Source organism: Streptomyces sp. NBC_01429 (genome assembly GCF_036231945.1).
Taxonomy (GTDB): Bacteria; Actinomycetota; Actinomycetes; order Streptomycetales; family Streptomycetaceae; genus Streptomyces.
The window spans coordinates 382934-397547 of sequence record NZ_CP109599.1 but is presented as its reverse complement, the minus strand read 5'-3'; the positions used below and the strand labels follow the sequence as shown (position 1 = coordinate 397547).

Sequence of the window (14614 nt, the reverse complement as noted above, 5' to 3'; positions counted from 1 at the left end):
GCAGGCGGGACTCCGCGTACACGGCCTAGGAGGGACGGCGGACGAGTTCCACGCCGAGCAGTTCCAGCCGGACCGACCCGTCCGCGTCGATCAGCGCCGCGTCGCAGCGCGCTCCCGTGCCGTGCGCCTTGCGCCCCCGCACCACACACCGCACGGTGCCGTCCACCGGACCGAGCCGGTGCACCCTGCATTCCGCGACGGCCATCGGCAGCGTCGCCGCGCCGCCGACGTGCCGCGCCCAGACCAGGGCGAGCTGGAGCGCGCCGTCCACGGCGGCCGGGTCCAGCGGCCAGTGTTGCCCCGGCCAGCCCAGGGCGCGCAGACCCGCGACGGTCGCCTCGGCGCCGTGCTCCGAGACACCGCGCGCGGTACGGACGGCCTGGAACAGGGGGCCGTGGAAGAGAAGTTCTCCGTCGTAGAACTCGTCGCGGTCCAGTCGCTCCAGGCCGTCCGGGCTGCCCCAGTCGGCCGGATCCGGCCGCACGGCCCCGGTGTCCAGCACGGCCCGGAAGTGCGCCACGCCGTCCGCGCCCCGCAGCTCCGCCTCCAGCTCCGCCACCGAACCGGCCGCGCCCCGGCCGCCGTGCACGGTGAGCCGGTGGCCCTCGCCGGTCAGTTCCGGCAGGGCGAACTTCTTGTACACCCGCAGATCGCGCAGGACGAGCGGCCCGGCGTCCGGCCGCCAGGCGCCGGCCGCTCCGGCGAACCAGTTCAGGACCATCGCCACGGGCAGTACGGGAACCCCGCCGATCGCGTGGTCGGCCAGTTGCGGCAGGGTGTCCGCCCGGACCAGCAGCTGTGCCGGGGGCGGATCGCCGGCCGGGGACAGGGCCGCGGGATCGTCCCCGACCGCCAGGACGGTCCGCGCCTCGCCGACCGTTCCGTCCAGCTCGGCGGTGAAGGCGGCGGCGCCCTGCTCCAGGGGGATGAGCGGAACGCCGGACCGGCCGAAGTGCGTGGCCAGGGCGGGCGTGACCATGCCGCCCTGCCACGGGCCCCAGGCGACGCACCGCACCAGGCAGTCGGGGCGGCGGGCCTGTTCGGCCGAGGCCACCTGGCCCAGAACCTCGTTGGCCATGGCGTAGTCGCTCTGCCCGACGTTGCCGTACCCGGCGGCCACCGAGGAGAACAGGCAGATCACGTCCAGCGGATCGTCCGCCGTCGCGGCCAGCAGCGCGCGCAGACCGTCCACCTTGGTGGACATCACCTGCTCGACCTGCGCGTCGCTCTTGTCGGCGATGCGCGCGTCGGCCAGTACCCCCGCACCGTGCACGATGCCGGTGACCGGGCCCCAGGTGTCGCGTACGTCGTGCAGGGCGGCGGCGAGGGCCTCGCCGTCGCGGGCGTCGACCTGGACGTACCGGACGGGGGACCCCGCCGCCTCCAGTGCCGCCAGCGTCGCCCGTACCTCGCGCGCGGCCAGAATCTCCCGGGCCCGCGCCGTGATCCGGGCGGGCGAGGAGTCCGCCGCGCCTCCGGTGGAGCGCTCCGCGAGCAGCCGGACGAGCGCCGGTTCGTCGGCTGCCGATGCCAGCCCGCCGGGCTCGGCGGCCGGTTCCGTCCTGCCGAGCAGCACGATCCGGGGCCGGTGCGTCCTGGCCAGGTCCAGCAGCGCGGCGGCGGTCACCCCGCGCGCTCCTCCCGTGGCCACGAGCACCGACGCGGAGGTGATCCGCCGCGCGGCGGCGCGCGTCACCGGCGCGGGCACCGCCCGGAGGGTGACGCGGGTACCGTCCGCGCGGAGACCCGCCTCAGCGGCGGGGCCGCCTTCGAGCAGTTCCCGCACGATCGCCTCGGCGACCGCCTCGTCGTCCCGGCCGCCGCGCTCGCAGTCGACGGCCTTGACCGAGGCGTCCGGCCACTCCTTCGCCGCGGTCCTGACCAGAGCGGCGACACCGCCCAGCCAGGCGCGGTCGGGCGCGTGGCCGCCGAGCCCGAAGTCGCCCCCGGTGTCCTGCACGGTCACGAACAGCCGTCGCACCCCCGCCACTTGGGCTGCCACCGTACGCGCCGCGCGGAACACCGACCGGTGGACCTCCCGCGCCTCGTCCGGTGTGCCGCTCGCGGTCAGCGCGCCGAGGTGGACGACACCGCGCGCGTCCTCGGGCACCTCGGCGACGGCGGTGGCGTCCACGCCGCGCTCCGCCAGCTTCCGCGCGACGAGGCCGGTGAGCCCGCCGCCGTCGAGGCCCTCGCCCGTCACCACGAGCGGCCCGTCCAGGAGTCCCGCCATCGCCAGGCCCGCCGCCGGTGACTCCACCGCGCGCGGCACCAGCCTGGTCAGCGCGGCCTGCGGGCCGACCCCGGCCTCGGCCTCGGGACCGGCCCCGATACCGGAGTCGGCGGGGCGGGCGGGGGCCTCGGGGACCGGGGCGCTCACCGCGTCGGGAGGCTCAGGGACGGTGGCTGTGGTGAGCGCCCCGACGATCTCGCGCAGGGTACGGAGCTTGCCGAGCCGGCCGGGATCCCCCGCCGCGGCGTCGCCCACCTGCCGGCGCACGGCGGACAGGATCTCGACCCGCTTGATGGAGTCGACCCCCAGATCCGCCTCCAGCTCCATGTCCACGCCCAGCATTTCGACGGGATAGCCGGTGAGCCGGGCCACCACCGAGAGCAGCAGCTCCTCCAGCTCCGGCGCCGACAGCGACGCGCCGGCGACAGCCGGTGCCCGGTCCTCGGCGGTGGCCGGTACGGGTGCGGGGGCGGCTACGGGTGCGGCTACCGGTACTTCGGCCGAGGCCGTGGTCACGGGCGCCGGTGCCCGACGCGGTGCCGGAGGGCGGGGGAGGGGCAGCGGCGCCAGGGGGGCCGGAGCCCCGACCACCCCGGCGGAGCCTCGATCCCCGCCGCCCTGGATCGCTTGCGCTCCTTGACCGCCGTGTCCGCCTTGTGCCCCGAGCATCGCGCTCAGGGTGGTCTCGGTCATCCGCAGGAAAGCGATATGACTGTCCGTCAGCATGCGCTGACAGGCGGCGTGGGCCTCCGCCGTCTGCCGCTGGACGCTCTCGACCGCGGCGTACCAGTCGGCGCCGGGCGCCACGGCGTCCGCGGGCGCCGGTTCGTCCGCCGGTTGCTCCGGGGTGTGGAGGGTGGGGGAGGCGTACGCGGGCATGGGAACCGCCAGGGTGTCAGGAGCGGGTAAGGGAGCGGGAGTCGAAGCGGGATCGGGAGCAAGTGCGGGTACGGGAGCGGGCTGCGGTTGCCGTTCCGGCCGCGCCATCGGCACGGGCGGTGGTGGTTCGGCGGCTCCGGCGCGGGGCGGGTAGAGCTGACCGTAGTTGGCTCCGCTGATCTTCACGGTCATCCGGGGTTCGCGCTCCTTCGCCGGCGTTCCGGGCGAGGCGTACGGCGCCCAGAGGGGGTCGAGATCCAGGGGCACACCGCGTACGGCGAGTTCGCCGAGCGCGGTGTGCAGGGTGCTGATCCCGGACCGGCCCGGCCGGTCCAGGGGGACGGCCGCGTGCTCGCGGTCGCCGAGGATCTGCCCGACCAGGCCGCTCAGCGCGGTGCCCGCGCCCACCTCGACGAAGGTCCGCACCCCCGCCGCGTACATCGCCTCGATCTGGTCCTGGAAGAGCACGGGCGAGGCGAGGTGGTCGGCGATCCTGCGGCGCACCTCGTCGGGCGAGGCAGGGTAGCGGGCCGCGTCCGCGTTGCCGTAGACCTCGATCCGGGGCTCCGTGAGCGGGACCGTGCGCAGGAACGCGGCGAGCGGCTCACCGGCCGGGGCGACCAGCGGGCTGTGGAAGGCGGTCGAGGTGGTCAGCCGACGGGTCTCGACCCGCTCGGCCGCGAACGCCCGCTCGGCCCGCGCGACCGCCTCTCTCGTCCCGGAAAGTACCGTCTGGACGGGGGAGTTGTGGTTGGCGGGCCAGAGGTCGCCGAGTCCGCCACCGGCCAGTACCGCCGCCACGTGCGCGCGATCCGTCGCCACGGCGAGCATCGCGCCCGGCGCGGCGGCCGCGTCCCGCATCAGCTCACCGCGCCTGCGGGCCACGGTGACCAGCGACCCGGCGTCCAGGACACCCGCGCAGTGCAGTGCCACCAGCTCACCGAAGCTGTGGCCCGCCGCGCAGTCGGGCCGCAGGCCCAGGGACCGCACCACTTCCAGCAGCGCCAGCGAGTGCACCGCGAGCGCGGGCTGCGCCCACTCGGTGGCGGCCAGCGACGCCTGCTGGGCGGCGCGCTCCCCGTCGGTGAAGGCGGGCGGCGGGAACACCACCCGGTGCAGCGGCAGTCCGTCGAACCCGGTGCCGCTCAGCCGGTCCCACACGGCCTGGGCGGCCGGTGCCAGCATGGCGAGATCAGCGCCCATCCCGACGTACTGGGACCCCTGCCCCGGGAACAGGAAACCGATACGGCCGGGCGTGGGTGTCCCCGAGGCGTACCGGGCACCGGTCGGGGTCGAGAACGCCGTGCCGGGCCGCTGCCGGATCAGTTCGACCGCCCGCGCGTACGTGTCCCGCAGATCCTCGATGCCGGTGGCGACGACGGCCAGCCGCACCGGGTCGGTGGGCGAGAACGCGCGCTGGCTCTCCCGGGCGAGCGCGGCCAGCGGACGGCCGCCGCCGGTGTCCGGCGCCACCAGGTCGGACGGCGACGCGCCGCTGAACAGGACGAGTTCGCCCGGCGCGCAGCGGTGGCGCGCCGCCACCCGGCCCGGGGCGCCCGAGGGTACGTACTCCTCCAGTGTGACGTGGAAGTTGCTGCCCCCGAAGCCGAAGCTCGACACCGACGCCCGGCGCGGGTGACCGGCGGGCCGCACCCAGGGCCTGGCCTCGGTGTTGACGTAGAACGGGCCGTCCGGGTCGGCTGCCGCCGGGTTCGGCCGGTCGACCTTGATGGTCGGCGGCAGCACCTTGTGGTGCAGGGCCATGACCGCCTTGAGCAGCCCCGCCGCGCCCGCCGCGCACTTGGTGTGCCCGATCTGCGATTTGACCGAGCCGATGGCGCACCACTGCCCGTCCGTACGCCCCGACGCGCCGAACACCGCGTTGAGCGCGTCGAGTTCCGCGGTGTCGCCGGCCTTCGTACCGGTCCCGTGCGCCTCGACCAGCTCCACGGTCTCCGGACCGTAGCCCGCCTCCTCGTAGGCGCGTCGCAGGGCCCGCGCCTGACCGTCGGGCAGCGGCGCGTAGATCGCCGAACTCCTGCCGTCGGACGAGGTGCCGATACCCCGGACGACCGCGTGGACACGGTCGCCGTCCCGCTCGGCGTCGGACAGCCGCTTCAGCGCGTACATGACGACCGCTTCGCCGAGCATCGTGCCGTCCGCCGCGTCCGACAACGGCCGGCAGTCACCACTGCGGGACAGCGCGGGGGTCTTGGAGAAGGACAGGAACATGCCGATCCCGTTGCCGGTGTCCACGCCACCGCTGATCACCAGGTCGGCCCGGCCGAGGGCCAGTTCGCCGACCGCGGTGGACAGCGCCGCCAGGGAGCTGGCGCAGGCGGCGTCGGTGGTGTGGTTGGTGCCGTGCAGATCGAACCGGTTGGCGATCCGGCCCGCGACGACATTGCTGAGCAGCCCGGGGAAGGTCGACTCCCGCCACGGTGTGTAGTGCGCCGAGACGCGGTCGCACACGGCCCGCGCCTCGGCCTCGGTGAGACCGCTCTCCCGCAACGCCTTGAACCACACGGGGCGTTCGGTGCGGCCGTACATGTGCGGAAGCAGTTCCAGGGCGGACACCCCGAGGACGACACCGACCCGGTCCCGGTCCATGCCCGGCAGACCACCGGCGTCGTTCAGCACCTGGTCGGCCACCATCAGGGCGAGCAGTTGCGCGCTGTCCGTCGCCGACAGGCTGGTGGGCGGCACACCGTACGCCATCGGGTCGAAGTCGATGTCCGACAGGAAGGCGCCCCGGCGGGCGTACGTCTTGTCGGGGGCGGCCGGGTCCGGATCGTAATGGTCCTCCACCAGCCAGCGGGAGGCCGGCACCTCCGTCATCAGGTCCCCGCCGCCGGTCACGATCCGCCAGTAGCCGGCCGCGTCCGTCGCGCCGGGCACGAGGGCGCCGGCACCGACCACGGCGACGGGCACCTGGCGGGGGGTGGAGGCGGTCACGGTCTCTCCTCGGGGTCGGACGGCGGGGGTTGACGGATCCGGGGCGCCGGGGCCGCTCATGCCAGCGCGCACGGAGTGTGGCCGAACGCGCCGGACGGCAACGGGACCCCGTAGCTGCGCAGTTGATGGGCGCGGGTGAGCACCGCGGCGCCTTCGAGCAGATTGAGCGCGACCTGCACCACGGACCGGTTCGCCGGTTCGGCCAGGAACGTGCCCGCGGCCCACCGGTTGAACGCGCCCATCGCCGGACCGCACCAGATCTGGTAGTCGGCACGCCGGGCCGTCTCGCCGGTGATCGCCCATCGGCTCGAACTGCCCAGGTACCAGCGGAAGACCAGCGCCATACGGTGCTTCGGGTCGGACTCGGCCCGCGCGATCTCGGCGGGATCGCGCCGCTCCCAGAACGCGACGGTGCGGCGCCAGATCTCGTCGAACGGGGCGCCCAGCACCTCGCGTTCGATCGGGGCGCGCACCGCGGGCGGGATCTCCTCCAGCGCACCGTGTGCCCGGTACGCCGCGTACAGCCGGCCGGCCCGCTGGGCGAACATCGTTCCCCGGGACAGCACTTGCAGCTGGACGCCCAGCTCGAACATGTCCGCGGCCGGTGCCATGGTCACATCGGCGATGTCCGCCTCGCAGAGCATCGCCTTGGCCTCGTCGGACAGCCCCGCCTCGGTGGTCGTCTGGTTCACCGACCCGACGACCACGTAGGACGCGCCGAGGGCGAAGGCGGCGGCCACCGCGTCCGGTGTGCCCAGCCCGCCGGCCGCGCCGATCCCGACCGCCCGGTGGTAGCCGTACCGCCCGCACAGCGTGTCGCGCAGCGAGGCGATCCTCGGCAGCAGGACCGACAACGGCCGGTTGTCGGTGTGCCCTCCGCTGTCGGCCTCCACGGTGATGTCCTCGGCCACCGGCACGAGGGCCGCGAGGCCCGCCTCCTGAGGCGTCAGCTCCCCCTGCCCGACGAGCCGGTCCAGCAGCGCGGCCGGGGCGGGCGAGAGGAACCTTTCGGCCACCTCGGGACGGGAGACCTTGGCGACGATCCGCGTACGCCGGACGATCCGGCCGTCCGCGCCCCGGCGCAGCCCCCGGGCCGAGCACAGCACGACGGCCGGGGTCAGCTCCATGAACGCCGACGCCGAGATCAGCGGCACACCACACCGCAGCAGCAGCTTGGCGACGCGGAACTCCAGCTCGGGCTCGGCCGGTGAGTGGATGAGGTTCACACCCCAGTTCGGGCGGGAGCGCAGCTCGTCGGCGAGCGTGTGCACGGCCCGCTCCACGTCGGCGTAGGCCAGGCCGCCCGCGCCGAAGAACCCGAGCATCTCCGCACGGGCCATGGCGGACACCATCCGGGTGGTCGCGATGCCGTTCGCCATCTCCCCCGCGACATAGGGGAACCGGACGCCGTGCGCCTCGCAGAAGGTGCGCCCGCCGAGCCACTCGGGGTACAGCGGTGGCAGCGTACCGAGTACCGGGGCGCCGGGCACGGGGCCGGTCGCGAGCCCCAGCTCACGGCCGTCGGGACCGCTGATGATGTGGACGGGCTCCCGGACGCGCCGGGCGAGGGCGGCGATCCCCTCGGGGGTGAAGACCGGCGGTAACGCGGCGGGGGAGTCGGGAGCGGCGAGGACGGACACGGGGGCTCCAGCGGGAGAGGCGGTCTCGGGAGGGTCGGTCTGACAGTCACTCAAGAATGTGACGCTCCCTCAGGAGGGCGGAAGGGTGAGGGAGTCGGTCGCGGGAGCGCCCGGCGGCCCGGCGGGGACGCGGTCCCTCACGGCCAGGCCGGAGCACAGATAGTCGAGGTCCACCCGGTCGGAGGCCGCCGACGGCCCGAGCAGGGTCCTGACCCGGGTGTCGTCGAAGCGCCGCCGGTGGGCGAGATAGGCCGTCAGCCCCGGGTAGAACTCCAGCAGGGACTCCAGCGCCGACGGGTCGTCCGGCTCCGTGGCGACCAGCTCGATCGAGACCGGCACCAGCCGTTCCAGCAGGGCCACGACCGTCGGCACGGGCACGTCACGGTCATGGACGACGTGGTACGTGTCGACCCCGCCCGAAGGCGTCCGGTCGGCGAGGCGCACCATGACCTCGGCCGCGTGCTCCACCTGTAGCAGGTTCAGCCGGCCGTGCGGATGTCCCACCAGCCGGACGCGGGGGCGGCCGTCGCGGTCCGGGCCGCCGGTTCCCGCGGTGCGTCGCGCGTCGCACATGATCCGCTCGACGACCTGGAGCGGATGCGAGGGCAGCTCCGGGTGCGGCGGCAGATCCGTGACCAGGATGCTCGGCCGCAGCACCACGACCGGACGGGCGTGCTCCCGGGACCACGCGTGGACCAGCATCTCCGCCTCGTACTTGGAGTGTTCGTAGGCGTTCTCGAAGCCGTACGCGTCGTCCAGCTCGTCCTCGTACGCCACACCCCCGCGCCGCCCTCCGGCGACGAAGGCGGTACTCACGTGGTGGACCACGGGCCGCCCCCGCCCGGCGGCGGCCAACTCCAGTACGCGCCGGGTGCCTTCGACGTTGGTCCGGCGCAGTTCGGGGAGGTCTCCCTCCAGGTTGATACTGCCCGCGCTGTGCCAGATCGCGCCGAGACCGTCGGCCAGTTCCCGGAAGGCGCTCCCGGAGAGACCCAGCCGGGGCCGCTCCAGCTCGGTCTCCACCACCCGCAGCCGGTCGGCGAGCCCGGCGGTGAACGCCCCCGGCGCGCCCGTCAGTTCGAAGAACCGGGTGATGCGGTGCAGCGCGTCGCCCGAGCCCGCGTGGACCAGGACCGTCACCGACCGGTGCGTGGCGAGCAGACGGCGTAACAGGCGCAGGCCGAGGAATCCGGTGGCGCCGGTGAGGGCGACATGCACGACCATGACTCCAAGGGCTTCGAAAGGGACGGGACCGCGACCGCGTACGGTGGCGGGTTGCCGTCGGCGCGGAGCTGCCAGGGCATTTCGGCAACGCGGAAAGCGGGTGTGCCGGTGTGTGACCGCCCTGCCAGAGGTCACCCGAGAGGCTCTCGGCTCTCCCCCCGGGGCCGGTGACCGCTGACGCACCGCACACAGTGTCAGAAGGCGGGCGGTGACGGGGTCCCGATTCCACCCACTCACCTGAACGGAGTAACCGCACCACGGCCCGGGCGCGTCCCGGACGGCCTCGCGGAGCCTCCGTCGCAGGTCAGGGGACCCGGCCGTACGGATGTGACGGAAGCGGCCCCTGTCGTACGGGCCGCCCGTGGCCGTGTACTCCGTTCGGGTGGTTCCACGGGCGCCGGGCTGGAGGTGGTCCCGGGGCGCGCGACGCTGGTCGGCGGGCGGGGCGAGCGCGCGTCAGGGGCACCGGGTGCGTACGGAGGTCCACCGCTGCCGGTATATAAACGGGCGCCCGACACCGGCTTGCCCCACCACGGACCCGCCCCGACCCGCCTCCGCCCAGCCAGCCAGCCCGTCCGCCCGCTCGCTCGCCAGCCCGCTCGCCTGTCCGTCGGCACGAACTGGAGTCCTCCGATGCCCGAGTCCGTTCCGTCAGTCCCGTTCATCCCCTCGCCCCGCCACCCCGCCCACGCGCTCGACCGCGCGTTCCTCAACATGGAGCGCCGCCACCCCGACGTCCGCTGGGACGCCGGGGGCGTCGCGTATCTGAGCGGTCCGCCCCCGAGCCTGGCGGACCTCCGCGCGTACGTGGGCTTCCGCCTGCCCCAACTGCCCCTGCTGAAGAGCCGGGTCGAGGGCGGCTCGCGACGGCCCCGGTGGCGGCCGGACGAGGACTTCGCCGTCGACCGGCACGTCCACGAGGTGGTCGCGGACGGTCCCGAGGGGTGGGACCCGGCCCTGCACACCGCGCTCAACGCGCCGTTCGTGCCCGGCACCTACTGGGGGATCTGGCTGCTCCACGGCCACGCGCCCGACCGGTACGCGGTGTGCTACCGCTTCCACCACGCCTGTCAGGACGGTGCGGCCGCCGCGATGACGTTCCGGGCCATGCTGGGTGAGGGGAAGACCTCGGCCCGCCCGGTGCCCGGGAAGAGGCGCCGGGCCGACCTGCCGCGACGGGTCGGCACGGCCGTCGGGCTGGCCACCAAGTTCGCGTCCGGCTCCCTCGTCGGCCGCGGTTCCCGTCCGGCCCTCCCCTTCGTACCGACGGGCGAGCGGCGGCTGTGGCGCGGCCGGGTACCGGCGGACGCCCTCCGCCGGATCGGCGCGGCGCGCGGCGGATCGGCCCACGACGTCCATCTGGCCGCGCTCGCGGGGGCGTTGGCGGCCTGGTCGGAGCGGTCCGGCGTACCGCTCCCACGGGTGACGGCACTGGTGCCCATCGACGCGCGACGCCCCGACGAGGATCAGACCTGGGGCAATCGCTGTTTCGCCCTGCCGCTGGAGCTGCCCGTACGGACGGGCCCGAAAGGCGCGGACGCTCCCCGGGGCTCGCGGGGCGCACACGGTGGCGAAGGCGGCGATTCGCCCCTGTGGCGAGTGGATCGCGTCATGGCGACGACCCGGAAGCTGCGGGGCGACGCCTGGCGGCAGGCCATTCAGGACATGGTCCGGTTCATGCCGGACCGTCCGACCGAGTGGTATCTGCGACGGGTGCTCTCCCCGCGCGTCACCGACGTCATGGCCACGTCCATGCCTCTCGCCGACCAGGGCAGCCTGGGGGACACCCAGGTGACGGGAACCGCCCTGCTCCCCCTGCTCGTGCCCGGACACCTCTTCGGGGTGGGCCTGTCCTTCTTCGACACCTGGGCCGAGGTGTCCTTCGTGGCCGACCGCGCCCTTCCCCGCGGGGAGTCGCTGCCGGAGCTGTGGGAGCGGGCCGTGGCCGAGCTGGAGGGGACGCCGGCGCCCGGGTGAGCGGCGTGCGGCGCCGTTTCCACCGCGTCGCACGCGCGCCCACGTGCGGCCGGGTCCGCCCGTACCGCTACCCGGCGGGAGAACAGGGGGCGCAGCAGATGGGGGCCCGCTCCACGCAGACGGTGACGGCGTCCGTGTTGTTGTCGGGTGCGGGATCCCGCTCGTTGCCGGTCACGGTGGCGGTGTTGGTGACGGGACCGGACCGGGTGGCTTTGGCCCGCAGGGTGAGGGTCGCGGTGGCGCCCTCGGCGAGGTCGCCCACGGTCCACCGTCCGGCGGCCGGGGCGTAGGCGCCGGAGGAGGTGCCCGCGGACAGGAAGGTGAGGCTGTCGGCAAGCCGGTCGGTGACGACGACTCCGGTGGCTCCGTTCGGGCCCGTGTTGCGGACCGTGACGCGGTGTCCTGCCCCTGGCGGCCCCGGTGGTACAGCCGCCAGTACAGTCTGGCCCCCGGCGTGGTCGGCAGGTCCTGGTGCAGCGTGGCGACCTCGTTCGCGTTGAGCTCGGCGAACTGGGCACCGTCGGCCGACGGCACACCGTTGAAGCCCGACCGCCACAGCTCGATCATGTGGTCGGTGGCAGTGGTGCGCCGGCCCTGTCGACGAGTGCCGTCACACGACGTCACGGATGTGAGCCGCGGCGGCCCCGTGGCCGATGGGAGCCGGTCCCGCCGCATCCGGCTTGCCCGCGAGGGGCGTTGTCCCGGCGGAACCGCCGGGGTGGTGTGGCAGTGTACGAACAGATCGCGGATCGATGTCTCGAAAGATGGAAAAGGTCAGAGGGCACCCTCCGGAGCGGCGGCATCGATCTCTTCCGTGAGCCGCTCGCGCACCGACCGGCGGAGAATCTTGCCCGAGGGATTGCGGGGCAGCGCGTCCACGAAGTGGTAGGCGCCGGGGGTCTTGTAGTCGGCGAGGCGACCGCGCAGTGACAACAGGAGTTCGCGCGGAGTCGCGGTGGCGCCGGGGCGCAGGACGACGCAGGCGTGCACTGCCTCGCCCCAGCGGGGGTGGGGCAGTCCCACGACGGCGGAGTCCGCGACGGCCGGGTGGGCGGCCAGTGCCTTCTCGACCTCGGCCGGATAGATGTTCTGCCCGGCGACGATGATCGTGTCGTTCATCCGGTCGCACAGATGGAGAAGGCCGTCGTCGTCGAAGTATCCGGCGTCGCCCATGTGCAGCCACTCGCCGACCAGGGTCCGGGCGGTGGCCTCCGGCAGGTTCCAGTAGCCGAGCATCCGCGACGGCGCGCGGACACAGACCTCGCCGATGCCTCCCGGAGGCAGTTCGGCACCGTCCGGGCCGATCACCTTCACCTCGTTGCCCGGACAGGGCCTGCCGACCGAGCGCAGCAGGGTGGCGTCGCCGCGCCGGTGGTCCTCCGGGGGCAGGCACACGGCGACACTGCCGGTCTCGGTGCTGGCGTAGATCTGCGCGAACTCGCAGGTGAACATGTCCATGCACTGCTTCAGCAGCGCCTCGGACATCGGGGCGGCGCCGTACGCGATCTTGCGCAGGGAGGTGAACGCCTCGGGTTCCGCCGTCCGCTCGCCCAGCATCGCCTGGAGCATGGCGGGCGCGGCGAAAGTGGTGGTGACCCGGTGGGTGCGGATCAGCCGGACCGCTTCCTGCGGGTCGAACTGCGGCATGACCACGTTGGTGCCACCGGCGTTGAAGGTGTGCATGAACCACCCGATGCCGGCGATACCGAAGCCCGGCAGCGAGATGAGCGCGACATCCTCGGGCAGCCAGTCGATCCAGTCGACCCCGTGCTCGCGCATGGCGTGCGGCAGGGTGAAGAAGCCGCGGTGGGCGAGTACGGCACCCTTCGGCAGACCGGTGGTGCCACTGGTGTAGATCTGCACGGCGGGGTCGTCGGGGCCGGTGCCCGGATCCAGGTCGGTGTCGGGGTGGCCCGCGCCCCAGGCTGCGAGCCCGGCGCCCCGGACCGGCGCGGCGTCGTCACCCCCGTCCACGGGGACGACGGTGCGCGGCCCTGACCGGGCGTCGAGGACCTCGTCGGCGGTCTTCCGGAACCCGGCGCCGACGAAGAGGAGGACCGCCCCTGAGTCCCGGAGAATGTGGTCGACCTCGGACGGGGTGAGCCGCCAGTTGACCGGGACCAGGACGGCCCCGACCTTCACACAGGCGAGGATCACCAGGTAGTAGTACTCCGACTCGTGGCCGAGGTAGGCGACCCGGTCACCGCGCCGCACCCCGGCGGCGCGCAGCGCCCACGCGGCCCGGTTGCTCTCGCGGTGCAGCGTCGCGTAGTCGGTGGTCCGGCCGTCGCAGACGATCGCCGGGTGGTGCGGACGGACACCGGCGTGGGCGCGGGAGGTGTGGTGGAGTGTCCAACTCCCCTTTTCTGTGTCTGGAATGAGTCCTGTCCTTCGTCTGTGAGGGCCGCCGGGGCGGCACGGCAATTCCCCGGAACACGAGCCCTTTTCCCCTGGCCGGTTCGGCGAATGGGAGGCGGTGCGTCGCACTCGGGTCGGCGTGGATTCATCGGTGATGAAAACAGTGCCTGCTGACGCCCCGCTGACGATCCGTGGAGCACCGTGGCCGGTCAGGCGGGTGTCAGGGCCGAGTCAGCTCCGGCTGTCACGATCGGTTCGATTCGAGAAGGATCTCGCCCCTGTACGCGCAATGAAATCGGCCAGGCTTTCCCGCTGCGTGAATTCACAGTGGGCTCCCCGGAGGATTCCACCACGGTTTTCTTCATCGAGTCCGCGGTGGAATCCGCGGGTGCGACCGGTTCGGGGAATCCGCTTCGGTGATTCCGCTCGCGCAACCACCGGACCCGGCCGCCGTGCCCGGATCGCCGAGCTCGGACCACCGAGCCCGGACCGCCGCCGAGGCGGGTACGGGGTGCCGTTCAGGCCGGCCGTGCAGTTCCGCGCGCCCCGACGGGGCGCCGTATCGCTCCATTTCACCGAATCCGCGGGAGCTGATTGACTCATGGACCACGAAACCCCCATCGGGATGCCACGCGGCTTCGCACCGCACCGCGCCGATCAGTGGCGGAGGGACGTGTGATGAGTACCGCAGCCGCGATACGCGCCGTCCGCCGACCGGTACGCCAGGACCCCGCGGAACGCCGGCGGGCCATGTACCACCTGGCGTCCCCGGTGTCGGTGCTGACGGTCGCCACCGAGGAGAGAATGCACGGCACCACGGCGAGCACCGTGACCCTGGTGTCGCGCGAACCCCTGCTGGTGGGGGTGGTGCTGCGGACCGGATCGTCCTTCGCGCAGCTCGCCGCCCGCGAGGGCCGTTACGCGATCAACGTGCTCAGTGCCGAACAGGCCGACGTGGCACGGTGGTTCGCCGACAGCAGCCGCCCCCAGGGCAGCGAGCAGTTCGACGGGCTGCGCTGGCAGGCGGACTCCTACGCGAACGCCCCGCTGCTCACGGGGGGACTCGCCCACTACACCTGCCGCTTCCACTCGCAACACTCCGTCGGGGACGGCGAGTTGCTTCTCGGGTACGTGGTCCGCGCCGGTACCGCCGACGGGCCTCCGCTGCTCAGCTACGCGGGTGATCTCTACGCCGGCCACCTGCGGTCGGCGCAGGAGGAACCGGCGCCCTGAAACGGCCGGGGTACGGGGCGTCGCCCAGCCGACCCCCGTACCCCGTGCCCCGCACCTCGCGCGCAAGCCATCCCCACGCCCGTACGCCGACGGTGTCCGTCGGCGTACCCGCGTT

General features: G+C 73.8%; 7 protein-coding genes. 2 read left to right on the top strand and 5 right to left on the bottom strand.

What is annotated here, in order from left to right; genetic code table 11:
- Positions 1 to 25 precede the first annotated feature (25 nt).
- The 3 genes from OG627_RS01820 to OG627_RS01810 all read right to left on the bottom strand — a co-directional run bounded on the left by OG627_RS01820 (position 26) and on the right by OG627_RS01810 (position 8931).
- Complete coding sequence (locus OG627_RS01820) at positions 26 to 6067, bottom strand: SDR family NAD(P)-dependent oxidoreductase (RefSeq protein WP_329060702.1); 6042 nt, start codon at positions 6065 to 6067, stop codon at positions 26 to 28.
- A 56-nt stretch (positions 6068 to 6123) separates the two neighbouring features.
- A complete protein-coding gene (locus OG627_RS01815) occupies positions 6124 to 7707 on the bottom strand; it encodes a PfaD family polyunsaturated fatty acid/polyketide biosynthesis protein (protein ID WP_329060700.1) in 1584 nt (527 codons plus the stop codon).
- A gap of 69 nt (positions 7708 to 7776) precedes the next feature.
- Positions 7777 to 8931 carry an NAD-dependent epimerase/dehydratase family protein gene (locus OG627_RS01810; RefSeq protein ID WP_329060698.1) on the bottom strand — a complete coding sequence of 385 codons (1155 nt, stop codon included), beginning with the start codon at positions 8929 to 8931 and terminating at the stop codon, positions 7777 to 7779.
- A gap of 633 nt (positions 8932 to 9564) precedes the next feature.
- On the opposite strand from OG627_RS01810, the gene OG627_RS01805 reads away from it, so the two are divergent.
- Positions 9565 to 10908 carry a wax ester/triacylglycerol synthase domain-containing protein gene (locus tag OG627_RS01805; protein ID WP_329060696.1) on the top strand — a complete coding sequence of 448 codons (1344 nt, stop codon included), beginning with the start codon at positions 9565 to 9567 and terminating at the stop codon, positions 10906 to 10908.
- A 67-nt stretch (positions 10909 to 10975) separates the two neighbouring features.
- On the opposite strand, the gene OG627_RS01800 is transcribed toward OG627_RS01805, so the two are convergent.
- Both OG627_RS01800 and OG627_RS01795 read right to left on the bottom strand, forming a co-directional pair.
- Positions 10976 to 11464, bottom strand: coding sequence for a DUF11 domain-containing protein (locus OG627_RS01800; protein WP_443073406.1), 489 nt, complete (start codon positions 11462 to 11464; stop codon positions 10976 to 10978).
- 218 nt (positions 11465 to 11682) lie between these two features.
- Entirely contained in the window at positions 11683 to 13287 is a 1605-nt protein-coding gene (locus tag OG627_RS01795) for a fatty acid--CoA ligase (RefSeq protein ID WP_329072278.1), read from the bottom strand.
- Positions 13288 to 13944: 657 nt separating this feature from the next.
- On the opposite strand from OG627_RS01795, the gene OG627_RS01790 reads away from it, so the two are divergent.
- Entirely contained in the window at positions 13945 to 14499 is a 555-nt protein-coding gene (locus OG627_RS01790) for a flavin reductase family protein (protein WP_329060694.1), read from the top strand.
- Positions 14500 to 14614 lie beyond the last annotated feature (115 nt).

Excerpts from the sequence above, each read along its gene's own strand:
- OG627_RS01810 (WP_329060698.1), bottom strand. The coding sequence starts at position 8,931 with ATGGTCGTGCATGTCGCCCTCACCGGCGCCACCGGATTCCTCGGCCTG.
- OG627_RS01805 (WP_329060696.1), top strand. The coding sequence starts at position 9,565 with ATGCCCGAGTCCGTTCCGTCAGTCCCGTTCATCCCCTCGCCCCGCCAC.
- OG627_RS01790 (WP_329060694.1), top strand. The coding sequence starts at position 13,945 with ATGAGTACCGCAGCCGCGATACGCGCCGTCCGCCGACCGGTACGCCAG.